Source organism: Nocardiopsis sp. CC223A (genome assembly GCF_030766825.1).
In the GTDB taxonomy this organism is placed as follows: domain Bacteria; phylum Actinomycetota; class Actinomycetes; order Streptosporangiales; family Streptosporangiaceae; genus Nocardiopsis.
On the sequence record NZ_JASFDV010000028.1, the window covers coordinates 42,286 to 68,264 of the forward strand.

Sequence of the window (25,979 nt, forward strand, 5' to 3'; positions counted from 1 at the left end):
GATGCCCGGACTGATCTCCGTCATCACGGCGGTGCACGCCCCCGGGGCCGGTTTCCTGCCGGACGCCTACCGGTCCCTCGCGGAGCAGCGGCTGCCCGACGGGTGGGACTGGCAGTGGGTCGTCCAGGAGGACGGGGAGACGGACGCGGTCGGGCCCCGCCTGCCGGACGACGACCGGGTGAGCTTCGGGCAGGGGAGGCGGGGGCGGGCCGGCATGGCGCGCACGATGGGGCTCAGCCGCGCGGAGGGCGGTCTCGTCAAGGTCCTGGACGCCGACGACCGGTTGACCCCGGGGGCGCTCGCCCGGGACATCGAGGCCCTCACGTCGAACGCGGGGATCGCGTGGACCGCCTCGCGTGTGCTCGACCTCCTGCCGGACGGTACGACCAGGGGCTTCGACGACGACCCCGAGGAGGGGCCGATCGAGCGCGGCGCCGTCCTGGACTACTGGAAGGCGCACGACTTCCGGGCGCAGGTCCATCCGGCCACCCTGTGCGTCCGCCGGGAGCCGTTGCTCGCCCTGGGCGGCTGGATGGCCCTGCCCGCCTCGGAGGACACCGGGCTCCTGCTCGCCCTCGACGCGGTGAGCCGCGGCTGGTTCACCGCCGAGCCCGGCCTGCTCTACCGCAAGTGGCCCGGACAGGTGACCGCGGCGCCCGCGCACGAGGACGGGGCCGAACGCGCCGCCCGCATGGCCGTGGTCCGGGCCCGGGCGGAGGCGCTCGCCCTGACCGGCTGGGAGTACCACCGCCCCGCCGGGTGACGGCCGTCCGGGACCGGCTTCGGGGACCGCGCGGGGGTGTGGGATTCTCTCCCCTTCGCGAGTGGTCGGAGGAAGGGACCGGGATGGGCGAGAGATCGGCCTACGACGAGATCGACGCGCTGCGGGAGCGGCTGAGGAAGCTGGAGGCCAGGTCCTTCCAGGAGCGGCAGCAGGACAACCGGGCACGGGTGGCCTCCCTTGGGCTGGCGGTCGGGGCGACCGCGGTGTTCCTGTCCCCGGCACTGCCCTGGCTGCGGGACACCGGTCCCCACGGGCTCCGGATCTCCGACGAGGGGGAGATCTCCCTGGACGCCCTCGGCTCCGCCACCGGGTGGGAGCTGTGGGGCGCCGCGCTCGACGCGGAGCGCTGGGGGCTGCTGCTCGGGTTCCTGGTCCTGGCGTTCGCCTTCCTGACGGCCGTATGGGCGGTGTTCGCGCTGGGGAGCGACGAGGCCGCGGTGGGGAACCGGGTACTGCTCACCGCGCAGATCGCCGCGGCCGTGCCGCCCGTGCTGTTCCTCTTCTTCTGGACGTACGCCCCGGAGGACGACGGCCCCGCCGCCGGGCCCGGGGTGTTCGCGGCCGTCGCCGCCTGCGTCCTGATCATCCTCGCCGCCCGGCGGGGCAAGGACCTCTAGCCCATCAGGCCGTGCTCCCGGGCCCAGGCGGCGACCTCCACGCGGTTGCGCAGGCCGTTGCGGATCATCGCCTGGTCGTCGGCCACCGGCGCGCGGATGGTCATCGGCTCCTCCGGCACGACGGCGACCACGGACCGGCCGCCCCCGCCGCGGGGGAGCGGGGGCGGGAGCGGCGGTCGTCAGTCCCGGGCGGGTGCGGCGGCGGGCTCGCCCCCGTGGCCGATCACACCGTCGTCCTCACCGGAGAAGAACCGGCGGCCGTACACGAGCAGGCACAGGACGATGCCCGCGGCGAAGCCCCAGGCGGCGCCGTTGAGCGCCAGGACGGCGCCGGTGACACCGGCGATACCGAGGTCGGTCCTGCTGCGCGCTTCGAGGATCCCGACCTTGACGCTCACGAACCCCTGGATGATGAGGGTGAGGGCGAGCGCCACGCCGAGGACGGGTTCCACGAGCGACACGATCGGCAGCAGCCACAGGCCGGTGTTGGTGCCCCAGCGGAACGAACCGGCACCGCTGAAGATCGACTGCATCGCGTCGCGGCCCTTCTTGTACCGCTCGGAGATGGCCACGTGCATCGCGGCCCACAGCGGACCGCACATGGTGACGTCCGGGCCGATCACGCCCATGACGGCGTTGCGGGCGCCGAAGATCATGTGGGCGCGGTTCGGGTTGTAGCGGACCTTCTCGTCGGTGCGCACCTCGGCGGCCTCGTCGAGGACGGCGCGCGCCTGGAGCACGTCGCCGAAGACCACGATGTAGGCCGCGGCCACGGTGGGGATCACGGTGACCAGCATCGTCAGCGGGGGCAGGCCCACACCGAAGACGGTGTACTGCGTCCACAGGGTGACGAAGTCGGGGGTCGCGAAACCCCACTCCAGGGTCGGCCAGGGCGCCTCGCCGAACAGCGGGGCGATGACGACGGCGAGCAGGATGCACGGCAGGATGCCCAGGCTCCCGATCAGCCGCAGCACCCGGCTGCGCTGCTGTGCCGCGGCGAAGCCCTTGGAGTAGAGCAGGACGAAGGCCAGCCCCACGGCGATCGAGATGGTCCAGGGGAACGTCTCGAACCGGCCGCCCTCGGCGAACACGCTCTGGACGGCGGCGAAGCCCGCGCCCACGACGATGCCCGCCCGCAGGGCGTTCGGGATGAACCGGACCACCTTCGCCGCCAGTCCGGTCACCCCCAGGGTGATCGACAGCGCGGCGAGCACGAGTTGGAAGGCGATGAGCGCCTGGACCCGTTCGGGGCCCTCGGGGAACTGCTGGCAGTACACCATGAGCAGGGGGATGGCCGGCGTGATCCAGCCCGGGACCACGGGGTCGCCCAGCAGGTGGTGGAGCAGGTAGAGCACACCGTTGAGGACGACCACGGCGAGCGCGGCCTCGAAGGGCATCCCGAGCAGCTCGATCAGCAGCGGGATCGCGGACAGGTCGACCGCGCACATGACCAGGCCCTGTGTGTAGTCCTGCCACTGGAACCTGTAGTGGACGAACGGCAGACGGACCTCGAACGGGCCCGCCTTCCAATGGGGGGAGGCCGCGTCCGGGCCGGGGGATCTCTTACTCATGGTTCGGTGCTTTCGTATGGCCCGGGCGCGGCGGTGCCCGGGGCGTCTTCTACACGGATCGCCGGGTCACTCGTCGAAGACGATGACCTGGCGTACGGCCTTTCCGTCGGCGAGCTCGTCCATGGCCTCGTTGATCTCGTCCAGGCGGATCCGGCGGCTGATGAGCCGTTCCACGGGCAGGCGGCCCTCACGCCACCACTGGGCGAAGGTCGGGATGTCCCGGGCCGGGACGGCCGAGCCCAGGTAGGAACCGATCACGGTGCGCGCCTCGGCGGTCATGGTGAGCGGGGAGAGCCGCGCCGTCGCGTCCGGGCCGGGGAGGCCGACGGTCACCGTGCGGCCGCCCGGGGCCGTGGCGGCGAACGCGGTCTCGAAGGCGCTCGGGTGCCCGGCGCACTCGATGACGTGGGAGGCCCTGATGCCCTGCCCGATCACCTCGGCCGGGGTGTGGGCGCGGGTGGCGCCCAGCTCCCGTGCCAGTGCCAGCTTCTCGGGGACCGTGTCGACGGCGATGACGTCGCCGGTGACCTGTGCCGCGGCGGCCAGCAGCGCTGCCATGCCGACACCGCCCAGGCCCACGACCATGACGCTCTCGCCCTCCCCGGCACGCACCGCGTTGAGCAGCGCGCCGCCGCCGGTGAGCACGGCGCAGCCGAGCACCGCCGCGACCTCGGCGGGGACGTCGTCGTCCACGGGGACGACGGAGGCGCGGTCCACCACGGTGTGCGTCGCGAAGCCGGAGACGCCCAGGTGGTGGTGGACGGCCGCGCCGTCGCGGGTGAGGCGTCGGCCGCCGTTCAGCAGTCGTCCCTCGTTGTTGGCCGTGCTGCCCGGCCCGCAGGGGAGGCGCCCGTCGGTGCGGCAGCCGTCGCAGTCACCGCAGCGGGGGAGGAAGGCCATGACGACGCGGCGGCCCACGGCCAGGTCGGTCACCTCGGAGCCGACGGCCTCGACCCGGCCGGCGGCCTCGTGGCCGAGGAGCATCGGGACCGGGCGGACGCGGTTGCCGTCGAGCACCGACAGGTCGGAGTGGCACACCCCGGCCGCCTCGATCCGCACCCGGACCTCGGTCGGCCCCGGCTCGCCCAGTTCCACCGGGGTCACGCTGATGGGGGCCGAGTCGGCGTACGGCCGCGGCAGCCCGATCCGCTCCAGCACCGCTCCGGTGATCCGCATCCTCGTCCGTCCTCTCTCGTGTGGTCCGCATGCGCCTCAAGACGAGCGGAAGCCCGGTCGGAACCGACACATGCGGTTTGACCAGGCAACTTACTGAAAGTTAACGTGCCGGTGATGTGGCACACGATGTGCTGGAGACCATTGATCCACCTACCATGTGTGCATGGAGCACACCATGCGGCGTTCCCGTGAGGACCTTCTGCGGGTCCTCCTCGACACGGCCACCGACCTCACCGCACTGCGCGACGTGGAGGCGGTGCTCCAGGCGATCGTGCGCCGCACACGCGCCATCGTCGGCGCGGACATGGCGTACATCAGCCTCAACGACCCCGAGCGCGGCGACACCTACATCCGCCAGTCCGACGGCGTCACCACGCCCGCCTACCGGGCTCTGCGCATACCGCTCGGAGTCGGGGTGCTGGGGCAGGTGGCCACCGGCCTGGCGCCCTTCCAGACCTCCGCCTATCTGGACGACCCCGCGGTCGTGCACGATCCGGAGGTGGACGAGATCGTGCGGGCCGAGGCGGTCGAGACGATCATGGGCGCGCCGCTCACGGTGGCCGGCCGGGTGATCGGCGCGCTCATCGTGGCCGAGCGCCGGTCCCGCCGGTTCGAGCCGGAGGAGGTCAGCTGCGTGGAGTCGATCGCCAAGCAGGCGGCGGTCGCGATCGACAACTCGCTGCGCTTCGAGGAGGTGGCCCGCCAGGCCGAGCTCCTCAACGTGGAGCACCGGCGCAGCGCCGCCGAGCTGCAACTGGCCACCCGGATCGTGGAGCTGGACCGCAGACTCCTGGACGCGGTGATGGTCTCGCCGGACGTCGGGCGCGTCCTCGCCATCGGCCGCGGAGCCCTCGACGACGACCTGTACCTGCGGGACGCCTCCGGCGCGCCGTCCGCCGCGACCGCGGACCCGGCCGACCCCGTACCCGAGCCCGGGACCTCCGTCGCCGTCACCGCGGCGGCCGAGACCCTGGGCAGTCTGCACACGGCCTCGGTCCTGGGCTCGGACGGCAGGGCGCTGCTGGAGAGGGTCGCCGTCCACGTCGCCCTGGCCCTGCTCTTCAGCCGGGCGGAGGAGGACGCCGACCTGCGCGGCCAGGACGAGCTGATCGACGACCTCCTCTCCGGAGCCGACCTCCCGCACGACCGGATGGAGCGGCGGATGCGCCGCTGGGGCCTGCACACCGACGACCGCCTGTGGTGTGTCGCCCTGGACGTGCCCGCCGCGCAGGTGCGGCGGTACCGGCAGGTCCTGCGCTCGGCCGTCGGCCGGACGGTGATGACCGCGCACTCGGACCACCTGTGCCTGGTGACCGCCTCACCCGACTGGGAGGGCAGGCTGCGCGCGGCGTCCGCCGAACGGGGCCGACCGCTGCGGGCCGGTGCGGCCGGGCCGGTCACGGCGCTGGGGGACCTGCCCGACGCGCACCGGCGGGCCTCGCTCGCGCTCGGGTCGCTCATCACCCTCGACCGGGACGGGGTGCTCGACGGCGACCGTCTGGGCATGGTCCACGCGCTCCTCGACCTGGCCCGTACCGGTGGCCTCCCGGAGTCGCTCACCCGCGGCGTCGACCCACTGCTGGCCTACGACGACGAGCGGGACACCGACCTGACCCGCACCGCCTTCTACTACCTGGAGACCGACGGCAGCGTCGCCCGGGTGGCCGAGCTGCTGCACCTGCACCGCAACACCGTGAGGCAGCGGCTCACCCGGATCGGCGCCCTCCTCGGACCGGGCTGGGACGCCTCGCCGCGCCGCCTGGAGACGCACCTGGCACTCCAGGTGCGCGACGCCCAGGTCGGCCTGCGCCGCCCCGGCGGCCCGGAACGGGGGACGGCTCCGGGGTCCGCGTCGCCCGGCTGACCCTGGCCCGTCCCCGTTCCGGCCGCCCTTCCGTCGGCCGGAGACGGCGCGAATCGTGGGGTGCGTGTCGTTGACGCCATCGTGGGCACGGCGGCACGCTTGAACGCATGAGACGCGTCGTCTTCGTCGTCTACGACGGCTTCCAATCGCTCGACCTCACCGGCCCCTACGAGGTCCTCCGCCACACGGGCCGGTACGACTGCCGGGTGGTCGCGCCCGCCGCGGGCCCCGTGCGGACGTCGAGCGGCCTCCCCCTGCACGCCGGGTACGGGCTCGGGGACCTGGACCCGCGGGGCACCGACACCCTGTTGGTCGTGGGCGGCGCCGGGGTCGACTCCGCCCGGCTCGACCCCGCACTGGTGGGGTGGATCGCGGCGGCCGCCCCCCAGGCGCGGCGGGTGGCGTCGGTGTGCAGCGGGGTGTTCCTGTTGGCGGCGGCGGGGCTCGTCCGGGGGCGCCGGGTCACCACCCACTGGAAGCGCCGCGAACAGCTCGTCCGCGAGCACCCGGAGGCGACCGTGGACTGCGACCCCATCTTCATCGCCGACGGGAACGTGTGGACCTCCGCCGGCGTCACGGCCGGGATGGACCTCGCCCTGGCCCTGGTGGAGGAGGACCACGGGTCCGAGGCGGCGCACGAGGTGGCACGGGAACTGGTGATGTTCCTGCGCCGTCCGGGAAGCCAGTCGCAGTTCAGCGTCCCCCTGTGGTCGGTCCGCCCGCGGACCGACCCGATCCGCGAGGCCGTCCACGCGGTCCACGCCGACCCCGGTGCCGACCACTCGGTGGCCCGGCTCGCCGCCACCGCCGGGCTCAGCCCGCGCCACCTACAGCGGCGGTTCACCGCTGAGCTGGGGGAGCCGCCGTCCTCCTACGTCGAGCGGGTGCGCATCGAGGCGGTCCGGCGGGCGCTGGCCGAGGGCGGCGAGCCCGTCGACGCCCTCGCCCGGCGCTTCGGCCTGGGGACCGCGGAGACCCTGCGCCGGGCCTTCCACCGCCGGGTCGGGGTCGCCCCGTCCGACTACCGCAGCAGGTTCCGAGCAACGAAGGAGTACGCATGACCACCTACGGCATCCTGGTCTTCGACCGGGTCGAGGAGCTCGACTTCGCCGGCCCCTGGGAAGTGCTGGCCACCTCGGCCCTGGTGCGGGACCGCGGCGACCGCGTCCTGCTCATCGGGGAGACCGGAGACGTGGTCCGGTGCGCCAAGGGCCTGCGGGTCCTGCCGGACCACGCCTTCGGCGAACACCCCCCGCTGGACGTTCTGGTCGTGCCGGGCGGGGAGGGGGCGCGCACGACGGCGTCGGAGAGCCCCGCCGTGACCGGCTGGGTGGCCCGGACCGCGGCCGCGGCGGACTGGACGGCGTCGGTGTGCACGGGCGCCCACCTCCTGCACGCGGCGGGCCCCGCGCGCGGGCGGCGTGTGGCCACGCACCGTTCCTGGGAGGACGGGCTGGAGGCCCGCGGTGACGTGACCGTGGTCCGCGACGCCCGGTACGTGGTCGACGGGAACCTGGTGACGAGCCAGGGCGTGTCCGCCGGGATCGACATGTCGCTGTGGCTGGTGGGAAGGCTGTACGGGCGCGGGCACGCGCGTACGGTGAGCGGGCTGATCCAGTACGAGCCGGCCCCGCCCTACCTCGCCGACGAGCCCTCGGTCCCCGCCGGGGCGGGCGCCTCCTGACGTCCGCCCCGCCCGGACGCCCGGGCGGGGCGGGAATCGCGTTGCGCGGGCAGCGGCCGTTCCGGCAGGCCGGCCGCCATGGACGAGGACGGCGCGGGCAGGGGGCTGGACCCCGACGGAACGATCGCCCGTGAGGGCTCCCTCGACCGGGTGGCACCGGTGTTCGCCCCGGTGGTCGCGGCGGCCCGGGAGCAGGTCACCGCGGCCTACGGGGACGCTCTGCACGGCGCCTACCTGTACGGCAGCATCCCGCGCGGGACGGCCCGGCCGGGCCGCTCCGACCTGGACCTGATGCTGGTGTTCCACGAGGCGCCCACCGACGCCGACCGGGCGGCGGCCCGGCGGATCGAGCGGGACCTGGACACCGCCTCCGAGCAGATCGACGGGGCGGGCATCCTGCTGGACGACGCGGCGGCGGTCCTCGCCGACCCGAACGACTCCGGCTTCTTCGTCGCCTGCCTGTGCACGCCGCTGCCGGGGGCCGACCTCGCCGACGGACTGCCCGCGTACCGCCCCACCTCCCTGCCGGCCCGGGAGACCAACGGCGACCTGCACCTGTTCCCCGAACGCTGGCGGGCGGCCGCCGACCGCGGCGACGACCTGCGCGCCGTGGTGCGCCGGGCCGCGCGCAAGACCGTCCGCAGCGCGTTCTGCCCGGTCATGCCGCGCTGGGGCGGCTGGACCAGCGACCTCGTGCGGTCGGCGGAGGTCGTCGCCCGCTACCACCCGGAGTGGGCCGCCGACCTGCGGCGCACCGCCGCCGCTGCCACGGACCCGGTGCCGGACCGGGAACTGCTGGGGATGATCACCGACGAGCCGGCACCGCGTGTCGCCGAGGAGTACCGCCGGGCCCACGGGGTGAAGGCGCCGAGGTGACGAGGTGACCGGGGCCACGGCCGACGGGTGTTTCTTCGAGTAGTGTCCGGTTCCGTGAGCCACGTGACCGTTTCCGACGGAACCCGCATCTGGTACGACGTCCTCGGTGAGGGCGACCCGCTCCTGCTCTTCAACGGCCAGGCCCTCGACCACGAGATGTGGGACGGGCCGCACGCCGCCCTGGCCGAACGTCACCGGGTGATCCGGACGGACTTCCGCGGCACCGGCGGCAGCGACGCCCCGCTCGACCCCCCGTACACGCTGGACCTGTTCGTCGAGGACGCCCTGGCGGTGCTGGACGCACTGGGCATCGGGCGCACCCACGTCTACGGGTTCTCGATGGGCGGCAAGGTCGCCCAGCGGATGGCGGCCACCGCCCCCGAGCGCGTGGGCGCCCTGGTCCTGGGCGCCACCGCCCCGGGCGGCCCGAACGAGGTGGAGCGGCCCCGCGAGTCCACCCTGGCGCTGCGCCAGGCGAGCACGGCCGCGGGCGCGCAGAAGATTGGCCCGCTGTTCTACACCCCGCAGTGGGCGGACGCGCACCCGGACACCGTCGCCCGCATCCTGCCGCGCGGCCCGCTGCGCGCCCAGCGCCTGCACTTCGGGGCGAGCTCGGGCTACGACGGCTGGGACCTGCTCCCGGACGTCCAGGCGCCGACGCTGGTCGTGCACGGCGAGGACGACGAGCTCACCCCGGTCGGCAACGCCGCTCTGCTGGCCGGACGCATCCCGGACGCCCGCCTACTCGTGTTGCCCGGCCTGCGCCACGGCTACCTGCACGAGGGCGGGTCCAAGGCCACCCGCGAGGTCCTCGACTTCCTCGCCGCGCACCCGCTCTAGCGGACCGCCGCAGCGGCGGTCCCGGAGCGGCGGCGCAGGAAGAGCTCGGCGACGACGAGGTTGGGCACCCAGCACAGCCACGCGATCGCCGGGTAGACCATGGCGAAGAGCTCCTCCCCGTCGGCGTCCGGCCCCGCCAGAGGCGCGAGGGCGACCAGTGACAGGGGGAGCAGCAGCCGCAGTGTCACCCCGGCCAGGGTCAGGGAGAACACGCGCACCGCCCACGCCCGGTGGTCGGCGACGCGCCCCCGCCGGATCGCCCGCCACCCGGCGGCGGCCGTGGCGAACCACAGCACGGACAGCAGGGCGAAGCCCGTCTGGGCGACGGGCCCGTACGTGCTCATCACCGCGAGCACCAGTCCGGACGCCGCGCCGGGGAACACCCCCGCGAAGAGGTGGATCCGGCCGATCACCCGGTGGGCGCCCCGGCGCCGCAGCGCGGGCCACAGCTGGAGCGGCGCGGTGAGCAGCGCCAGTACCGAGGTGCCGACGTGCAGGACCAGGACCGGGTAGTGCAGGCCGAAGTCGCGCAGCCCGACCCGGGCGTCGGCGGGGTCGAGGCCGACATAGGCGGCGACGGAGACCAGGGCGACCAGCGCGCACAGGGCGGTCACGCCGACGAGGGCCGCGGTGCGCGGACGGTGCGCGGGCGCGGAGGGGACGGGGGGTGAGGGCGGCATCGGGCTCTCCAGGAGTGTGAAGGATGCTTCGCCTCCACTGTCGCCGCGGGCGCTCCGCGGCGGTATGGGGATTCACCCGGAGGGACCCGGCCTGTTCAGGACATCCGGCGGCCCCGTCCCCTGAGAGCCCCTGGGGGTCCTCGGGGACGCCGCGTCCTATGGTCGCGCCGCCGTCCGCCCGCGGATCGCGGCGGCGGCCGCGGCCAGGACGGCCTCCTCCTCCGGCGCCAGGTTGGGGTCGGCCGCGCGCAGGTCCACCGCCGCCTCCAGCAGCCGCGCCGGGTCGCCGCCGGTGTGCTCCAGGAAGGCGGCCAGGCCCGCGCCGGCCAGGGCGGACACCGGCTCCGGGAACGTGTCCGCCAGCGACACCTGGGCGAGGATCAGCGCCGACATCGCCACGTCCAGGTCGGCCTCGCCCGTCCGGGCGTTGGTCCAGTCGATGAGCACCGGTCCCGCGCCGGTGAGCACGATGTTGTCCGGGTGCAGGTCCAGGTGCAGCAGCGCTCCCGCGCCGCCGGGCGCGGGCAGTGAGTGCAGCCGCCCCTGGAGGTCCGCCATGATGCGGGCGGCCTCCTCCGCGGTGACCTCCCCGGCCAACGCCGCGTGCAGCAGGGACGGGCCGTGCAGCCGCTCCATGACCAGGTCGGGTCCCTCGACGGAGTGCACGCGCGGGGCCGGGAACCCGTGCGCCGCCACATGCTCCATCACCGCGGCCTCGGCCGCCGGGGAGCGCCCGTCGCGGTTGCGGCGCAGCACCCGCTCCCCGTCCAGGGCGAAGACGTCGGCGTCGCGGCCGGAGGCCAGGGGGGTCGTGCGGTCCACGGGCGGTCCTCAGAGGGTGTCGGGGGGCGGCGGCATGTCGCTGCGCAGCCGGTCCAGCAGGCGCCGGTCCTTCTTGGTGGGGCGGCCCGCGCCCCGGTCGCGGCGGATCACCGGGATCGTCGCCTGCGGCGGGAGCTCGGGGGTGTTGTCCACGTAGCAGCGGGTCGCGATCGGCGCGCCCACCCGCTTCTCCAGCACGTGCCCCACCTCCACGATCCGGGTGGTGCCGTGCAGCCGCAGCCGCACCTCGTCGCCGGCCTTCACCGGGGAGGCGGGCTTGGCCGGGCGGTCGTTGACCCGTACGTGGCCGCCCCGGCAGGCCTGGGCCGCGTCGGAGCGGGTCTTGGTGAGGCGGACGGCCCACAGCCAGCGGTCGACCCGGGTGCTGTCGGGACCGGACGGAAGGGGTGCTGCGTCGCTCACGCGCGGGGCTCCTCTGGGCTGTTCGGGGACGTTCGGGGCGTCGTGGATCACTTTACGGGGACGACGGTACGAACCACTCCGAAGTCACGCTAGAGTTGTACCTGCAACGAGGTCCTGTGGAGCAGTTAGGAGTGCTCGCCACCCTGTCAAGGTGGAGGCCGCGGGTTCAAATCCCGTCAGGACCGCACATGAAGGCCCGGTGTCCCAGGACGCCGGGCCTTCGCCGTTGTCCGGGAGGGAACACGATGACGTACCGGTACGCGACCGAGCGCACCGACCACTCGGCGCTGGCGAGCGGCCACGTGCTCCGCTCGGCGCCCGGCTTCCCGGGGTTCCCGGTGCGCCTGGCCGACGAACTCTTCCAGCGGGCCGCGGTGCACACCGGCCTCCCGGCCGTGCGGCTGTGGGACCCCTGCTGCGGAAGCGGTTACCTGGCCACCGTCCTGGGCCTGCTGCACCGCGAGCGGATCGCCTCGGTGCGCGCCACCGACATCGACCCCGATGCGGTGGACCTGGCCGAACGCAACCTGCGGCTGCTGACCGCGGAGGGGTTGGCCGAACGCGAGGAGGAGCTGCGCCGGTCGGCCCGCGACTTCGGCCGCCCCTCCTTCGTGGAGCGGGCCGAGGACACCCGGGAACTGGCGCGGGGCCTGGCCCGGGCCGGGGGCGACCTGCCGCACGAGGCGGCCGTCGCCGACGTGTTCTCCGATCGGGACCCGGTGGCCGCCGACCTGGTCGTCACCGACGTCCCCTACGGCGGGATGACCGACTGGGCGGGCCGGGTCCCCGGGTCGGACCCGGTGGGCGGCCTGCTCGCCTCCCTCGGCCGGGCCCTGCCCCCCGAAGCCGTCATCGTCGTGACGGCCCGCACGCGCCGGGTCCCCCTGCCCGAGGGCGTGCGCGCCCTGGAGCGGGTCAGGGTCGGCGTCCGGGCGGCGGCCCTGGTGCGCGCTCGGGATGTCGCCTGAGCCCGGGGCGGTCCGTCGCCCGGCAGATCACGCCCGGCACCAGCGGCGGGAGGTACCCGCCCGATCCGCCGGCCGTACCCACCGGGCCGGTCACGGTGCCCGCCCGGGACGGCTCCACCGGCTTGGCGACCAGCGCGAACACGCCGCCGTGGCCGGGGCGAGGCCGTCGCCCGCCGTACCGGAACGCGTCTCCTGCCGCCCGGCTTCCGCTCGTACGGCGACTTCTCGTCTTCCCGCACCGATCTCGGTGATTCGCATGGATCTGCCGCGATTGTCACCCGGACCGGTGTGGGATACGTGACTTTCCGTGCGGAACAGGCATATTCATTAACGGAATGTGGTGGCCGCCGGGCGCGGGCTGTCGAACGGGGGTTCATGTTCATGGCGGCAAAGGGCGAAGCCGGTGAATCGCTGTTCCGCGCAGGCCGAGCGGGCGGAGCGGATCGCCCGGGAGTTCACCGACACCGCCGAGGCCGGCGGGGCCGCGCCATGATCATCCCGGGCGCGGGCACCGACCGGTGGTTCCACGGTGAGAACGCCTACCGGGCCTTCCCGGGCCTGCTCTGCCCACCGGCTGCCAGGGTGCCGACGGCGGCGGGTGGGCGCACTACGCGGGCCGGGAGGAGCGCCGCACCGCCACGGGCCGGGCGGCCTACGCCTCCGGCATGGACCGGTCGCGCCCGCCCCGGTCCACGGCCGGGACCGCCTGGCCGGCCCGACGGGCCCGTCCCGCCCCGTGCAGGCGACCACGACACCGACGGCGGAGGCGGCCCCGGCCGCCCCGTGTGAGGGGGTTGCGATGAGCACCACCACCGACAAGACCGGAACCGGGACCGCCACGGCGCCCGGGCGGGAGGGCGCGGACTGGCTCGGCGCCGACCGGTCCGCCCGGCGGGTGCACCGCAGGGCGGTCACCCACCAGGCGGCGTCCGTCCTGCTCGGCTACCCCGACCAGGCGTTCTTCGAACGGCTGCCGCTGGTGGCCAGGGCGGTCGCGGAGCTGCCCCGCGGGACCGTGCGCGAAGCCCTCCAGGAGTTCTGCGACCACGCCTGCCGCACACCCGAACCGGAACTGTGCGCCCACTACGTCGACGTGTTCGACCCGCGCCGACACCGGACGCTGCACATGACCTACTACACCGACGGGGACACCCGGCGGCACGGCCGCCCCCTGGCCGAGATCAAGGCGGTCTACCGGGAGGCGGGCCGGGAGGTCCTGCCCGGTGAGCCGCCCGACCACCTGGCCGTGCTGCTGGAGTTCGCCGCACGCGGCCCGGGTACCCGGGGTGAGGAGCTGCTGCTGCGGTTCCGTCCGGGGCTGGACCTGCTGGCCCGGGCCCTGGCGGAGTACGGGACGCCGTACGCGCGGGTGGTGGACGCGGTCCGCCTGACCCTGCCGCCGCAGCGTGCGGCCGACCGCGAGGCGGTGGACCGGCCGATCGTGCAGGGGCCGCCCGTGAAGGACGTCGGGCCGGAGCCCTACGGGGTGTGCGACCCGCTCCCGATGGCGGGGACGGATTCCGCGGCGGAGGGCTGCGGCTGCGGTCCGGTGCCGCGGCCGCGCGCCGAGGACGCCGGGCGGGAGACCCGGTGAGCGGGTGCGACCGGGCCGCCCTGGCCGGGTGGGACGTCGCCGGGTCGGCGTGCTCGGAGGGGGCCGCCGATCCCTGCGCGGGCGGGCGCTCCGGGGGCTGATCCGGGGCGCCGGGGCCGCGGTCGCCGTGGGCGGTCGCGGCCCCGGCGCAGGCCCGGGGGAGAAGCGGGGTGTGTGCGGGGGGTGCGGGTGGGAAAGTGGCATTCGTGAGGTGTGCGCACCGGGCGCGCACGAACGAGGGAGAGCCATGGACCTGACGGTCGTCGACGTGCCGGACCGTTCGCGGTACGAGGTCAGCGTCGATGGGAAGGTGGTCGGTTTCTCGGCCTACCACCGCTTGGAGGACGGGGTGCTGGCGCTTCCGCACGTGGAGGTGGACCCCGTCCACCAGGGGCACGGGGTGGCGGCCGAACTCATGCGCCGGTCGTTGGACGACGTGCGGGCCAAGGGGCTGAAGGTCATGCCGGTCTGCCCCTACGCGCAGGCGTACATCGCCAAGAACAAGCAGTACGCCGACCTCGTGCAGTGAGCGGGATCGCCCACTCGGTAGGGGATGCCGGGTGAGGGGGACATGTGTGCGCTTTCGTGATTTTCCGTTCATGTGATTGCATCCGTGTTCTTTCGGTCACGGCGAATGACCGCTAGTGTTCTGGGTCACAGTGGCGGTCATTGTGTTCGAGAGGGAGCCCCCCATGTCCATCGTCTCCATCGAGCCCGCCACCGCCGAGCGGTGGGACGACCTGGAGAACCTGTTCGGGCCGACCGGAGCCTACGGGCACTGCTGGTGCACCTTCTTCCGCAGGCGGGCCAAGGACTACACGGAGAGCACCACGTGCGAGCGGTCCAAGCGGGGTGCGGACAACAAGGAGGAGCTGCGCAGGCTCACGCTCGACGGCCGGATTCCGGGCCTGCTCGCCTACGACGAGGAGGGCCCCTGCGGCTGGGTGTCCGTGGCGCCCCGGGGCGACTACATCCGGTTGTCCCGCTCCCGGACGCTGCGTCCCGCCGACCCCGGCGAACCGGGGGTGTGGTCCCTGGTGTGCTTCTGGCTGCCGCCGCGGCGCCGCCGCCGCGGGATGGGCGGCCGTCTGCTGGACGGGGCGATCGAGTACGCCCGGGCGCAGGGGGCACGGGTGCTGGAGGCCTACCCGGTGGACACGGCCGGGGGGCGCGCGCCCAGCGCCGAGGTGTACGCCGGGACGGTCGAGATGTTCCGGCGGGCCGGGTTCGCGCTGACGGACCACCACACCAGTGAGCGGGTCATCGCCCGGTTGGAGCTGAAGCAGGAGTAGGGCCGGGAGGCCTGCGCGGGGGCTCACCGTGCCCGGCGGTCCCCGTGTTCCTTGTCCGAGCGGTACCCCCCTGGGGTAATGTGCGGGGAGGCGCGTTCATCAGGGGCGGGTCCGCTTGACGGCGTCATACCCCCTAGGGGTATAGTCGGTCGTGTTGGGACAGTCACACGTCACTACAGGAGGCGAAATGGCCACCACGACCACCGCTGTTTACACCGTTGACGGTATGAGCTGCGGTCACTGCGTCAACTCCGTCACCCAGGAGGTCGGCGCGGTCGCCGGCGTCACCGACGTCCAGGTGGACCTGGGCGCCAAGAAGGTGACCGTGACCGGTGAGGGCACCGTGGACGACGCCGCGGTGCGCGCCGCCATCGACGAGGCCGGCTACGAGGTCCGCGGCTGAAAGACCGGCGGCGGCCGGGGCCGGCCCCCGGGTCGGCCCCGAGCTGTTCCGGTGGCGGCGGGAGCGGCACCGAGGATGAGCGCACCCGTTGAGCCGGCGATCGGTGGTATGACCTGCGCCGCCTGTGCCGACCGCGTCGAGAAGCGCCCCGACGAAAGGGACGGCGTCACCGTCACCGTCGACCACGCCACCGAGAAGGCCGGAGTCTCCTTCTGCGCGCTGTTCCCGGGCACCGCGGGCGATCCGGGCATGACGCACCCCTTCGAGCTCACCATCGCCCGCACCGACGGCTCCGCCGGCATCTACCTGGAGGTCGCCGCCGGGGTCACCGCCTTCATCCTGGCCGGACGCTACTTCGAGGCCCGCTCCGAACGGCGGGCGGGCGCCGCCCTGCGCGCGCTCATGGAGTCGGGCGCCAAGGACGCCACCGTGCTGCGCGGCGGTGCCGAGCAGCCGACCCCCATCGCCGACCTGGCCGTGTCCGGCGTGTTCGTGGTCACCGACAGCCTACGACTGCGCCGCTTCGGCCGTTGGACCGCGGCGCCCGCCGTCCGAACCGGCGGCACCGCCGTGGCCGGGACCGGTCACGGCCACATCACTCCAGGTCACCGGGGGAGCAGAGGGCACAGCAGGGATCAGGTCTCGCACCGGCGGGATCCCGGACGCTAGTGTGAGCCCGCACACCCTCAGGGGTTCCGGGCCGGGTACGTCCGGGACCACCGTGCCCAGGCCGCGTCACCCCACCTCCCGAGGTCGCCGTGTCTTCAGGATGCCCCCACGCCGCGCTGTACCAGAGCGAACCGCACCCCGACCCGTACGGCGCGTACGCGAAGATGCGCGCGGACCACGGGCCGGTGATCCCCGCCGAACTCTCGCCCGGGGTACACGGCTGGGTCGTCACCGACTACACCACCCTGATCTCCTGGTCGCGGGACACGACCACGTTCACACACGACGCCCGGCTGTGGCGGGACTTCACCGAGGGCCGGGTCGGCCCCGACAACCCGCTGCTGCCGATGATGGCGCCCCGCGCCAACGCCCTGTTCGTGGACGGGGCTGAGCACCAGCGGTTGCGCCGGGCGATCACCGACGCCCTGGGCGCGGTCACCTCCGCGAGCCTGGCCGCCGTCACCACCCGCTACGCCGACCGGCTCATCGACGAGTTCTGCGCACGCGGCCGGGCCGACCTGCTCAACGAGTACGCGCGGATGCTGCCGCTGCTGGTCATGAACGACCTGTTCGGCATGGACGAGGGCCAGGGGCTGCGGTTCGTCGCCGCCATGCGCAACCTGTGGGCCGGGGTGGACGCCGAGCGCTCCAACGCCGAGGCAGAGCGGGCGCTGTCGGAGGTGGTGGACGCCAAGCACCGCGAACCCGGGGACGACCTCACCAGCCGCCTGATCCGGCACCGCGCCGGGCTCTCGGACGAGGAGGTCATCATGCAGCTCCTCCTCATCATCGCGGCCGCCAACGAGCCCACCGCCGCGCTCATCGACTCCGCCCTGCGGGCCGTCCTGACCGACCCGGCCCTGCGCGTCCCCGGCGGTCCCTCCCCGGCGGCGCTGAACGACCTGGTGGAGCGGGTGCTGTGGCGCGATCCGCCGATCACCAACTACCCGGTGATCTACCCGCGCGTCGACGTCCCGCTGGACGGCGGCCGTGTCATCGAGGCCGGGTCGCCCATCCTGCTCGCCTTCGCCGCCGCCAACCACTTCTTCCAGAAGGACAACGCGGAGCAGGTGTCCGACGGTGCCAACCGCGCCCACGTGGCGTGGGGCGCGGGCCCCCACCGCTGCCCGGCCCGGGACGAGGCGACCACGATCGCCACCATCGCCACCCGCCGGATCCTGGAGCGGCTGTCCGACCCGGCACTGGCCGTCCCCCCGGAACAGCTGCGCTGGAGGCTGGCCACCCTGTCCTGGGCCCCGGTGTCCCTCCCGGTCCGCTTCACCCCGCAGACACCCGCCGCCCCCGAATCCGAACCCGGACCGGGGCCCGACCCCGCCGCCCCCGAACCCGCCCGGGGCGGTGCCGTGTCGTCCCTGTCGAACCTCCTGAAGAGGCTGCTGCGCCGGTCATGACCGGACCCCCGCACCCCGTCCTCCCCCGCCCCGACCCCCGTGGAAGGATCCGCGTTGGAACCCGTCCGTCTCGCGCCCGGAAACCTCAGAGCCCAGACCGCCCACCTGCGTGAACTCGGCCCCGTCGTGCCCGTCGTGCTGCCCGGCGACGTCACCGCCTGGGCGGCCACCACCCACGCCGCCGTCACCGAGGCCCTGGCCCATCCCGGGGTCCAGAAGGACAAACGGCACTGGCGGGCGTTCAACGCCGGGGAGATCCCGCCGGACTGGCCGCTGATCTCCTGGATCATCGCCGAGAACATGCTGACCAGCGACGGTGAGCAGCACACCCGGCTGCGCAAACTGGTCTCCCAGGCCTTCACCCCGCGCCGCGTCGAGCACCTGCGGTCGGGTGTCGTCGGCATCGTCGAGGGCCTGCTGGACGGGATGGCCGCCGAAGCGGAGCGCACCGGCGGGGTGGTGGACCTCAAACCGCACTTCGCCCAGCCGCTGCCGACGACGGTCATCAGCGACCTGTTCGGGGTGTCCCGGCAGGACCGGGGCGAGCTGCACCGGCTGGTCGGGGTGTTCTTCGACCAGAGCATCACCCCCGAGGCCGCCATGGCCACGTTCTTCGAGCTGTGGACGCTGTTGACCGCCCTGGTCGCCGCCAAGCGCGCCGCACCCGGCGACGACCTCACCTCCGCGCTCATCGCCGCCCGCGACGAGCAGGACCGGCTCAGCGAGGACGAGCTGATCTGGAGCCTGGTGCTCATCATCAGCGCGGGCTACGAGACCACGGTGAACCTCATCACCAACGCCGTCCGCGCCCTGCTCACCCACCGGGACCAGCTCAAGCTGCTGGACTCGGGCGAGGTCGAGTGGTCCACCGCGGTCGAGGAGGTGATGCGCTGGGACGGGCCGGGCGGGTTCGTGCCGATGCGTTACACCACCGGGGAGGTCGAACTGGCCGGGGTGCGGATCCCGGCGGGCGAGCCCCTGTTGCTGGGCTACGGGTCCGCGGGCCGCGACCCCGAGCGCCACGGCGACACCGCGCACCTGTTCGACATCACCCGGGAGGACACCTCCCACCTGGGCTTCTCCCGCGGTAGGCACTACTGCCTGGGGGCGAACCTGGCCCGGATGGAGGTGAACGAGGCGCTGCCGCGCCTGTTCGAGCGCTTCCCCGGCCTGGAACTCGCGGTCCCGGTGGAGGACCTGCCGCCGCTGCCGTCCATCATCGTCTCGGGGGTGGAGAGCCTGCCGGTGCGCCTGGGCTGACACGCCCGGGCCGCGGTCCCGCCGAACCGGCGTCCTGTGGGGCGCCGCGGCGGGATCGTCGCACGTCAGGGCGATTTGCGAGGTTATGTCACCTCAAGGGGAGGAGACCACTACCCCCGGGAGGAGGGTCGTGCGCCCTTCGGGGAACCTAGAATTCTCTCTCGGTCCCCAGCCACCCGACTTTCTCCCACACACGCCCCGCCTTCTCCCCCCGTACGCCCTTCCCCGTAGAGGATCGCGCGCCCATGAACAGTTCGGATGCCGACTCCGGTCGACTCCTGGCCAACCGGTACCGCCTGGACGAGGTCATCGGCGCAGGCGGCATGGGCCGGGTCTGGAAGGGCAGTGACACCCTCCTGGACCGGCCGGTCGCGGTCAAGGAGCTGACGACCCCGCCGAACCTGCCCGCGCACGAGGTGGAGGTCCTGCGCACCCGCATGCTCCGCGAGGCGCGCAGCGCCGCCCAGCTCAGCCACCCGTCGATCATCACCGTGTTCGACGTGGCCGAGGAGGACGGCCGTCCCTGGATCGTCATGCAGCTGGTCAGCGGGTCCTCCCTGGGCGACGTCATCCGCGAGGGCGGGGTGCTGCCGGTGGCGCGGGTCGCCGACATCGGCGAGCAGATGGCGGCCGGCCTGTCGGAGGCGCACGCGAGCGGCATCGTCCACCGCGACGTCAAACCCGGCAACGTGCTCATCGACGACAAGGGCCGGGCGGTGCTCACCGACTTCGGCATCGCCCACCTGGACGGCTCCACCCACCTGACCAGCACCGGGCTGCTCATCGGCTCGCCCAGCTACCTGGCTCCGGAGATCGCCCACGGGCACTCCGCGACCCCCGCCTCGGACGTGTGGTCCCTGGGCATCACCCTGTTCCAGGCATTGGAGGGCACCCTGCCCTTCGACCGGCCCACTCCGGTGGCGACGCTGACCGCGATCGTCACCCAGGAGCTGCCGGCCCCCGTCAACGCCGGACCGCTGGCCCCGCTGCTGCGGGAGCTGTGCGCCAAGAAGCCGGAGGAGCGGCCCGACATCGACACGGTCCGGGCCCGGCTGCGGGAGGTCCGGGACCGCGCCGGGGCGGCCGCGGGGGCCGCCCCGGTGGCGCCGACCCTCACCGCCACGGTGCCGACCGAGGAGCCGGAGGCCGAGCAGGCGGTCATGGCGGCCGCACCGGCGCCCGCCCCGGAACCGGACACCCCGCCTCCCGCGGCCGTCGCGCCCCGCACCGCCGAACGGGACCGGTCCCGGCGGCGCAACCTGCTGGTGGTCGCCGCCGCCCTGGTCGTCCTGGTGGTCGCCGCCGGGGCGACGCTCTACATCAGCATGAACCGGAACGGCGAACCCGACGCCGGTCTGGTCTCCCAGAACCAGGCCGGGGCCGCTCCGCCGGAGGAGGAGTCGGAGGCGCCCGCCGACGAGGGCGGCGAGGACGGCGAGGACGGCGGCGGCGCCCCCGAGGAGGAGGCCCCGGAGGAGCCCGCGGAGCAGGACGAGGACCCCTGGGCGGACGGGCTGGCGGTCCACGAGGACTCCAGCGGCTTCACCGTGGAGTACCCGGACGGCTGGACCCTGCGCAGGGAGGGGAACATGGTCTACTTCGACAATCCCGACGGCGGCTACCTGCTCGTCGACCAGACCGACGACCCCGGTCCGGACGCCGCACAGGACTGGCGCGACTTCGCGCCGGTCGGCAGCGGCAACTTCCCCGGCTACGAGCTGATCGGCATCGAGGAGGTCGAGGACGACTGGACCGACGCCTACATCACCGCCGCCGACTGGGAGTTCACCTACGACGGCCGGGGCGGGCGCATGCACGCCGTCAACCGCGGCTTCCACACCGAGGAGAAGGGCTACGCGCTCTTCCTGGTGGCCGACAACGAGCATGCCGACATGAACCGGGAGCTGCTGGACCGGCTCTCGGAGACCTTCGTCCCCGCGGCCTGAGGCACCGCACGCGCCGCGGTCCGACGGCGGGCGGGGCGCCGGGGAGGCTACCCGTCCTGGACGAGGCGGGCGTCGTGCACCAGCAGCGCCACCTGGACCCGGTTGTTCAGCCCCAGCTTGGTGAGGATGCTCGACACGTGCGTCTTGACCGTCGGCACGCTCAGGAACAGCGAGGACGCGATGTCGGCGTTGGACCGGCCCTGGCCCACCGCCACCGCCACCTCCAGCTCCCGGGCGTTGAGCGAGGCCAGCCGCCCGCGCGCCCGGTCGGCCCGGGCGTCCGCGTCGTTGTCGCCGACCCGCTCCACCAGCCGCTGCGTCACCGTGGGGGACAGCACCGACATGCCCCGCGCCACCTGGCGCACCGACTCCACGATCTCCGCCGGCGGGGTGTCCTTGAGCAGGAACCCCGCAGCCCCCGCCCGCAGCGCCCGCAGCACGTGCTCGTCGGCGTCGAACGTGGTCAGCACCAGCACCTCCGGCGGGTCCTCCAGCGCCCGCAGCCGCTCGGTCGCGGTCAGCCCGTCCACCGTCGGCATCCGGATGTCCATGAGGACCACGTCGGGGGAGTACCGCTCCACCAGGTCCAGGACCCTGCCGCCGTCCTCCGCCTCGGCCAGGACCTTGATGTCCGGTGCCCCGCCCATCATCATCACCAGCCCCACCCGGACCAGTGCGTCGTCGTCGACGATGACCACGCCGATGTCCCGGGGGTCGCGCTGCGCCTCGCTCATGTCGGCCACGGTAGCCAAGCGGACAGGCGCCAGCCACCTTCGGGCGTGCGGCCGTGCTCCAGCCGGCCCGACAGCAGCGACACCCGCTCGGTGAGGCCCACCAACCCCTGGCCGTCGGAGTCGTCGCTCCGCGGCCCCTGCGGGGCCGGGGCGCGGCCGTTGCGCACCTCCACGGTCAGTCCCTCCCCGGGGGCGCCCCGCACCGACACGCGGGTGTCCGCGCCCGGGGCGTGCTTGCGCACGTTCGTCAGTCCCTCCTGCACGATCCGGTAGGCGGTGCGCCCCGTCCGCTCCGGGACGGTCCCGTCGTAGTCCTCGGTGAACGCCACCCGCGCCCCGGCCCTGTCGGCCTCCGCCACCAGCTGGCGCAGGTCCGCCATGGTCGGCTGGGGCAGCTCGCCCACCGGGGCGCGCAGCACCCCGATCACCTCGCGCAGGTCCTGTAGGGCCTGGTGGGCGCTCTCCCGGATCACCTTCGCCGAGCGCGCGACCTCCTCCGGCGACGCGTCCGGCCGGTACTCCAGGGCGCCCGCGTGCACGCTCAGCAGCGACAGCCGGTGCCCGAGCACGTCGTGGATCTCCCGGGCCATGGCCTCGCGCACCTGGTGCTGGGCGTGCTCGGCGCGCAGCTGCGCCTCCGTCTCGGCGTGCACCGCCCGCTCACGCAGGGAGTCCACCAGCTCCCGGCGGTGGTGGATGCTCAGCCCCCAGCCGATGACCGCACCCTGGACGGCCACACTCAGCAGGAAGGCGACCAGGGCGGGCAGGTGGGGGTCGGGCAGCACCAGCGACTTCAGGCCCACCGAGGCGATGCCCAGACCGAAGACCAGCAGGCTCACCTTGGGCGGCCGGTGCAGGGCCAGTGAGAACAGGGCGATGAGCAGCGCGCCCGAGACCAGGTCCGTCACGACCGAGAGCGCGATGAGGGACACCGCGATCTGGACCGGCCAGCGGCGCCGCCACCACAGGGACGTGCAGGCCGCCAGGGTCGCCAGCCGCTCGGCCGTCTCCCACCAGGTGGGGTGGCCGGGCACGGTGATCACGGGGACGTCACCGCTCGACGGTCCCGGCGGCGGGAAGTCCAGGAGCGTCATGGCCGCGAAGACGAGGGCGAGCAGGAACATGGACAGGTCCACGATCCAGTCGCGCACATCCCGTTCGTACGGCCCGGTGGCGGTGTTCATAGCAGCGTGAGTCTACGTTCCGGCAGGCCGGGGCGGTCCCCCGGCGCACGCGGACGATACCGATGGCGGTGGACTTCGCTACTTCGGTCTCCGCCCGCGCGGTTCGTGTCCACTTCCGTCGCGGCCGTGGGTACCGTGGAGGCGATGAGCACTCTGGTGACCGGAGCCACCGGCATGGTGGGCCGACGCGTCCTGACCGAGTTGAAGCGGCGCGGCCTGCCCGCCGCCGGTGCCTCGCGCACCGCTGAAAGGCGGCTGGACTGGACCGACACCTCCAACTGGGCGGAGGTGCTCGCGGGGACCTCGCGTGTCTTCGTGGTGACCCCGGTGGGCATGGCCCTGGGGCACCGGGTGGCCGCCTTCCTGGAGCGCGCCGCCGAGGCGGGGGTGGAGCGGGCCGTGGTGATGTCGGCGATGGGCACCGAGCACGCGCCCTCCGACTCCGACCAGCGGGCGGCCGAGTTCAAGGCCAAGGAGCTGTTCGACCGGGTGACGGTGCTGCGCCCCAACTGGCTGTTCCAGGACTTCACCGAGGGCACTTTCGCCAACCTGGCCCGGTCCCGCAACGGACGGCTGGAGCTGCCGGTCAAGCGGCGCACCGAGATCAGCTTCGTGGACGCCCGCGACGTGGCGGCCACCGCCGTGGAGTCGCTCGTGGGCGACCACGGCGGCAAGGAGTACACCCTCACCGGCCCGCAGGCGCTGACCGTGGGCGGTGTCGTGCGCTGGACCAAGGGAACCGATAGCCCGGTGTGGCGGTTCAAGCCGGTGGACGAGTCGCGCTTCTACTTCCGGGCCTCCGACCGCGGTTGGGGGGAGCGCTACATCGACACCCTCAACGAGCGCTTCGCCGCCGCCGTCCGCGGCCGCGCCGCCGATGTCACCGACGACGTCCGCGCCGCTCTGGGCCGCGAGCCCATCCCGCTGGCCCGCTTCGCCCGCGAGTCCACCCTCTGACCGGGCCCGGACAGGGGGACGCCCGGCCCCCCACTTTCGCGGAGCGGGGGCCGGGCGTCCGGTCCGTGGGCTACTTCTTGAGCAGCTGGCGGGCCATCACCAGGCGCTGGATCTGGTTGGTGCCCTCGTAGATCTGGGTGATCTTGGCATCGCGCATCATGCGCTCCAGCGGGAAGTCCTTGACGTAACCCGCGCCGCCCAGCAGCTGCACGGCGTCGGTGGTGATCTCCATGGCGGCGTCGGAGGCGTAGCACTTGGCCGCGGCGCCGAAGAAGGACAGGTCGTCGTCGCCGCGCTCGGACTTGGCGGCGGCCACGTAGACCATCTGGCGGGCGGTCTCCAGCTTCATGGCCATGTCGGCCAGCATGAACTGGACGCCCTGGAAGTCCGCGACGGCCTTGCCGAACTGCTTGCGCTCCTTGACGTAGGCGACCGCGTGGTCCAGGGCGCCCTGGGCGATGCCGACGGCCTGCGCGCCGATGGTGACCCGGGTGTGGTCCAGGGTGCGCAGCGCGATCTTCAGGCCCTCGCCCGGCTCACCGACGATCCGGTCGCCCGGGATGCGGACGTTGTCGAAGAACAGCTCGCGGGTGGGGGAGCCCTTGATGCCGAGCTTGCGCTCGGGCTCGCCCAGGGTGAAGCCCTCGTCGTCGGCGTGCAGCACGAACGCGGTGATGTTGCGTCCGCGCGGGCCCTCGGGGTCGGTGACCGCCAGGACGGTGTAGTACTTGCTGACGCCCGCGTTGGTGATCCACGACTTCTGGCCGTTGATCACCCAGTCGTCGCCGTCGCGCACGGCCTGGGTGCGCATGCCCGCGGTGTCGGAGCCGGCCTCGCGCTCGGACAGGCCGTAGGAGAACATCGCCTCACCGGAGGCGACCTCGGGCAGGTAACGGCGCTTGACGTCCTCGGAGGCGCCCAGGATGACCGGCATCGTGCCGAGCTTGTTGACCGCCGGGATCAGCGAGGAGGAGGCGCAGACGCGGGCGACCTCTTCGATGACGATGCAGGTGGCCAGCGCGTCGGCGCCCACACCGTCGTACTCCTCCGCGATGTGCGGGGCGTGGAAGTCGGTGGCGACCAGGGCATCGAGGGCGTCCCGGGGGAAAACGCTCTGCTCGTCGACCTCGGCCGCGTGCGGGGCGATCTTGTCCTCGGAGACGGCGCGCACGGCCGCGCGCAGCTCCTCGTGCTCCTCGGTGGTCTTGAACAGGTCGAAGTCGCTCATCTGCGTTCCTCCGCGGGAGGTACGCCCTCCCCCGATCGATGGCACTGGGTGCCTTTGGTTGGCATTCAGTGTCAGAATAGGGGGTGGACGGTGCGAAGTACACCATCGGGCGTCGGATACCTTTCGGGGGGCGTGCCAGGGGAGGGGAACGATGGTCCGTGAGCGATCGGTCGCCAAGGGGGCGTCCGCGCGCGTGCCCACCCGCGACGTGGTGCTGGCCGCCGTCCGCCTGTTCACCGAGAACGGCTTCGAGGCCACCACGATGGACGACATCGCGGCCGCCGGAGGGGTGAGCCGGCGCAGCCTGTTCCGCCGGTTCGGCACCAAGGAGGACATCCTCTTCGCCGAGCACGACGAACTGTTCGCCGAGGTCTCCCGGCATTTGGAGACCGCTTCCGGCGAGCCCCTGGACGTGGTGTTCGCCGCCGCCCGCCTGGTGCTGCGGGACTACCTGCGCGACCCCGAGGTCACCGTCCCCCGCTACCGCCTGGTCCGCGTCCACCCCCGGTTGCGCGACCGCGAGGTGGCGATGACCGCCCGCTACCAGTCCGCGTTCAGCCGCTACCTGGCCGCCCGTGAAGGCGAGGGCGGTCCCGAGGAGCGGTCGCTGGCCGCCGGAGTGGCCGCCGCCGCCCTCATCTCCGCGCACAACCACGTGCTCCGCGGCTGGCTGCGCGACCCCGGGCAGGACACCCGCGGGGTCTGGGAACGCTACGACGCCGCCATGGAGTTCGTCCGCCGTGCCGCCGGTCCGATACTGCACCCGGGCGAGGCTCCGGCCCGGGACCGGGTCATGGTCGCCGTCTACCCCGCCGACCTGGGCCGGGAGGAGCTGGTGCGCCGGCTGAGCGCCGCCGTGGACGAGGCCGGGGCCCGGGGCTGACCGGTGGCCCGGGCGTGCCCGGGGCGGCGTAGGCTGGAACGGTTGGAGAGCGGGAGAGAACCAAGAGGCGAGCGCGCATGAGTGTGGACACGGCGGGTGCTACCCGGCACGG

The 25,979-nt window shown here is 73.7% G+C and carries 25 protein-coding genes, 1 tRNA gene and 2 pseudogenes; 19 read left to right on the top strand and 9 right to left on the bottom strand.

The window, feature by feature from the left end; translation table 11 throughout:
* The first annotated feature begins 1 nt into the window (after position 1).
* Together QJS33_RS13805 and QJS33_RS13810 are read left to right on the top strand one after the other, a co-directional pair.
* Positions 2–763 carry a glycosyltransferase gene (locus QJS33_RS13805; protein ID WP_306368355.1) on the top strand — a complete coding sequence of 254 codons (762 nt, stop codon included), beginning with the start codon at positions 2–4 and terminating at the stop codon, positions 761–763.
* Positions 764–846: 83 nt separating this feature from the next.
* Complete coding sequence (locus QJS33_RS13810) at positions 847–1,401, top strand: hypothetical protein (RefSeq protein ID WP_306368356.1); 555 nt, start codon at positions 847–849, stop codon at positions 1,399–1,401.
* Between the two features lie 179 nt (positions 1,402–1,580).
* Here the strand turns inward: QJS33_RS13810 and QJS33_RS13815 are convergent, their stop codons facing one another.
* Together QJS33_RS13815 and QJS33_RS13820 are read right to left on the bottom strand one after the other, a co-directional pair.
* Positions 1,581–2,972 carry a hypothetical protein gene (locus QJS33_RS13815; protein WP_306368357.1) on the bottom strand — a complete coding sequence of 464 codons (1,392 nt, stop codon included), beginning with the start codon at positions 2,970–2,972 and terminating at the stop codon, positions 1,581–1,583.
* A 66-nt stretch (positions 2,973–3,038) separates the two neighbouring features.
* Positions 3,039–4,148, bottom strand: coding sequence for an alcohol dehydrogenase catalytic domain-containing protein (locus QJS33_RS13820; protein WP_306368358.1), 1,110 nt, complete (start codon positions 4,146–4,148; stop codon positions 3,039–3,041).
* 163 nt (positions 4,149–4,311) lie between these two features.
* On the opposite strand from QJS33_RS13820, the gene QJS33_RS13825 reads away from it, so the two are divergent.
* From QJS33_RS13825 to QJS33_RS13845, 5 genes are all read left to right on the top strand, one after another.
* Positions 4,312–6,012 carry a helix-turn-helix domain-containing protein gene (locus tag QJS33_RS13825; RefSeq protein ID WP_306368359.1) on the top strand — a complete coding sequence of 567 codons (1,701 nt, stop codon included), beginning with the start codon at positions 4,312–4,314 and terminating at the stop codon, positions 6,010–6,012.
* Positions 6,013–6,119: 107 nt separating this feature from the next.
* Positions 6,120–7,073, top strand: coding sequence for a GlxA family transcriptional regulator (locus tag QJS33_RS13830; RefSeq protein ID WP_306368360.1), 954 nt, complete (start codon positions 6,120–6,122; stop codon positions 7,071–7,073).
* The gene (locus QJS33_RS13835) at positions 7,070–7,696 is read left to right on the top strand and encodes a DJ-1/PfpI family protein (RefSeq protein ID WP_306368361.1); all 627 of its coding nucleotides are present in this window, start codon (positions 7,070–7,072) and stop codon (positions 7,694–7,696) included. Before QJS33_RS13830 ends, QJS33_RS13835 begins: the two co-directional genes overlap by 4 nt.
* Positions 7,697–7,774: 78 nt before the next feature.
* Positions 7,775–8,572 (top strand): nucleotidyltransferase domain-containing protein, encoded by a 798-nt coding sequence (locus QJS33_RS13840; protein WP_306368362.1) that lies wholly within the window; start codon positions 7,775–7,777, stop codon positions 8,570–8,572.
* 42 nt (positions 8,573–8,614) lie between these two features.
* Positions 8,615–9,412, top strand: coding sequence for an alpha/beta fold hydrolase (locus tag QJS33_RS13845; protein ID WP_372339655.1), 798 nt, complete (start codon positions 8,615–8,617; stop codon positions 9,410–9,412).
* Here QJS33_RS13845 and QJS33_RS13850 read toward each other — a convergent pair.
* From QJS33_RS13850 to QJS33_RS13860, 3 genes are all read right to left on the bottom strand, one after another.
* A complete protein-coding gene (locus QJS33_RS13850) occupies positions 9,409–10,092 on the bottom strand; it encodes a DUF2306 domain-containing protein (protein WP_306368364.1) in 684 nt (227 codons plus the stop codon). The two genes, QJS33_RS13845 and QJS33_RS13850, sit on opposite strands and share 4 nt — an antisense overlap.
* A gap of 156 nt (positions 10,093–10,248) precedes the next feature.
* Positions 10,249–10,914, bottom strand: coding sequence for a phosphotransferase (locus QJS33_RS13855; protein WP_306368365.1), 666 nt, complete (start codon positions 10,912–10,914; stop codon positions 10,249–10,251).
* A gap of 9 nt (positions 10,915–10,923) precedes the next feature.
* Positions 10,924–11,337, bottom strand: coding sequence for an RNA-binding S4 domain-containing protein (locus tag QJS33_RS13860; protein WP_306368366.1), 414 nt, complete (start codon positions 11,335–11,337; stop codon positions 10,924–10,926).
* Positions 11,338–11,447: 110 nt separating this feature from the next.
* Between QJS33_RS13860 and QJS33_RS13865 the strand changes: the two genes are divergently transcribed.
* Both QJS33_RS13865 and QJS33_RS13870 read left to right on the top strand, forming a co-directional pair.
* Positions 11,448–11,522: transfer RNA gene (locus tag QJS33_RS13865), tRNA-Asp, on the top strand.
* Between the two features lie 60 nt (positions 11,523–11,582).
* Positions 11,583–12,305: an rRNA methyltransferase gene (locus QJS33_RS13870; protein ID WP_306368367.1), complete on the top strand. Its 723-nt coding sequence runs from the start codon at positions 11,583–11,585 to the stop codon at positions 12,303–12,305.
* Positions 12,306–12,318: 13 nt separating this feature from the next.
* On the opposite strand, the pseudogene QJS33_RS13875 reads toward QJS33_RS13870, so the two are convergent.
* A pseudogene (locus QJS33_RS13875) lies at positions 12,319–12,459 on the bottom strand (MFS transporter); the annotation flags it as partial.
* A 645-nt stretch (positions 12,460–13,104) separates the two neighbouring features.
* Between QJS33_RS13875 and narJ the strand changes: the two are divergent.
* From narJ to QJS33_RS13920, 8 genes and pseudogenes are all read left to right on the top strand, one after another.
* Positions 13,105–13,899 (top strand): nitrate reductase molybdenum cofactor assembly chaperone, encoded by a 795-nt coding sequence (gene narJ, locus QJS33_RS13885; protein ID WP_306368368.1) that lies wholly within the window; start codon positions 13,105–13,107, stop codon positions 13,897–13,899.
* A gap of 247 nt (positions 13,900–14,146) precedes the next feature.
* Positions 14,147–14,428, top strand: a complete 282-nt coding sequence (locus QJS33_RS13890) for a GNAT family N-acetyltransferase (protein ID WP_306368369.1) — start codon at positions 14,147–14,149, stop codon at positions 14,426–14,428.
* Positions 14,429–14,591: 163 nt separating this feature from the next.
* Positions 14,592–15,191: a GNAT family N-acetyltransferase gene (locus tag QJS33_RS13895; RefSeq protein ID WP_306368370.1), complete on the top strand. Its 600-nt coding sequence runs from the start codon at positions 14,592–14,594 to the stop codon at positions 15,189–15,191.
* A gap of 187 nt (positions 15,192–15,378) precedes the next feature.
* Positions 15,379–15,594 (top strand): heavy-metal-associated domain-containing protein, encoded by a 216-nt coding sequence (locus tag QJS33_RS13900; RefSeq protein WP_306368371.1) that lies wholly within the window; start codon positions 15,379–15,381, stop codon positions 15,592–15,594.
* 75 nt (positions 15,595–15,669) lie between these two features.
* Positions 15,670–16,092: pseudogene (locus QJS33_RS13905) on the top strand (heavy metal translocating P-type ATPase); the annotation flags it as partial.
* A gap of 260 nt (positions 16,093–16,352) precedes the next feature.
* Positions 16,353–17,675: a cytochrome P450 gene (locus tag QJS33_RS13910; protein WP_372339656.1), complete on the top strand. Its 1,323-nt coding sequence runs from the start codon at positions 16,353–16,355 to the stop codon at positions 17,673–17,675.
* Positions 17,676–17,813: 138 nt separating this feature from the next.
* Positions 17,814–18,935 carry a cytochrome P450 gene (locus QJS33_RS13915; RefSeq protein WP_306368382.1) on the top strand — a complete coding sequence of 374 codons (1,122 nt, stop codon included), beginning with the start codon at positions 17,814–17,816 and terminating at the stop codon, positions 18,933–18,935.
* Positions 18,936–19,180: 245 nt separating this feature from the next.
* Positions 19,181–20,881, top strand: a complete 1,701-nt coding sequence (locus QJS33_RS13920; RefSeq protein ID WP_306368372.1) for a serine/threonine-protein kinase — start codon at positions 19,181–19,183, stop codon at positions 20,879–20,881.
* 47 nt (positions 20,882–20,928) lie between these two features.
* On the opposite strand, the gene QJS33_RS13925 is transcribed toward QJS33_RS13920, so the two are convergent.
* Entirely contained in the window at positions 20,929–21,615 is a 687-nt protein-coding gene (locus QJS33_RS13925) for a response regulator transcription factor (RefSeq protein WP_306368373.1), read from the bottom strand.
* Entirely contained in the window at positions 21,612–22,799 is a 1,188-nt protein-coding gene (locus tag QJS33_RS13930; RefSeq protein ID WP_306368374.1) for a sensor histidine kinase, read from the bottom strand. The genes QJS33_RS13925 and QJS33_RS13930 overlap by 4 nt, the downstream gene beginning before the upstream one ends.
* A 144-nt stretch (positions 22,800–22,943) precedes the next feature.
* On the opposite strand from QJS33_RS13930, the gene QJS33_RS13935 reads away from it, so the two are divergent.
* Positions 22,944–23,756, top strand: coding sequence for an NAD(P)H-binding protein (locus QJS33_RS13935; protein WP_306368375.1), 813 nt, complete (start codon positions 22,944–22,946; stop codon positions 23,754–23,756).
* Between the two features lie 70 nt (positions 23,757–23,826).
* Here QJS33_RS13935 and QJS33_RS13940 read toward each other — a convergent pair whose 3' ends face one another.
* Positions 23,827–24,984 carry an acyl-CoA dehydrogenase family protein gene (locus tag QJS33_RS13940; protein ID WP_306368376.1) on the bottom strand — a complete coding sequence of 386 codons (1,158 nt, stop codon included), beginning with the start codon at positions 24,982–24,984 and terminating at the stop codon, positions 23,827–23,829.
* 151 nt (positions 24,985–25,135) lie between these two features.
* On the opposite strand from QJS33_RS13940, the gene QJS33_RS13945 reads away from it, so the two are divergent.
* Entirely contained in the window at positions 25,136–25,867 is a 732-nt protein-coding gene (locus tag QJS33_RS13945) for a TetR/AcrR family transcriptional regulator (protein ID WP_306368377.1), read from the top strand.
* Positions 25,868–25,979 lie beyond the last annotated feature (112 nt).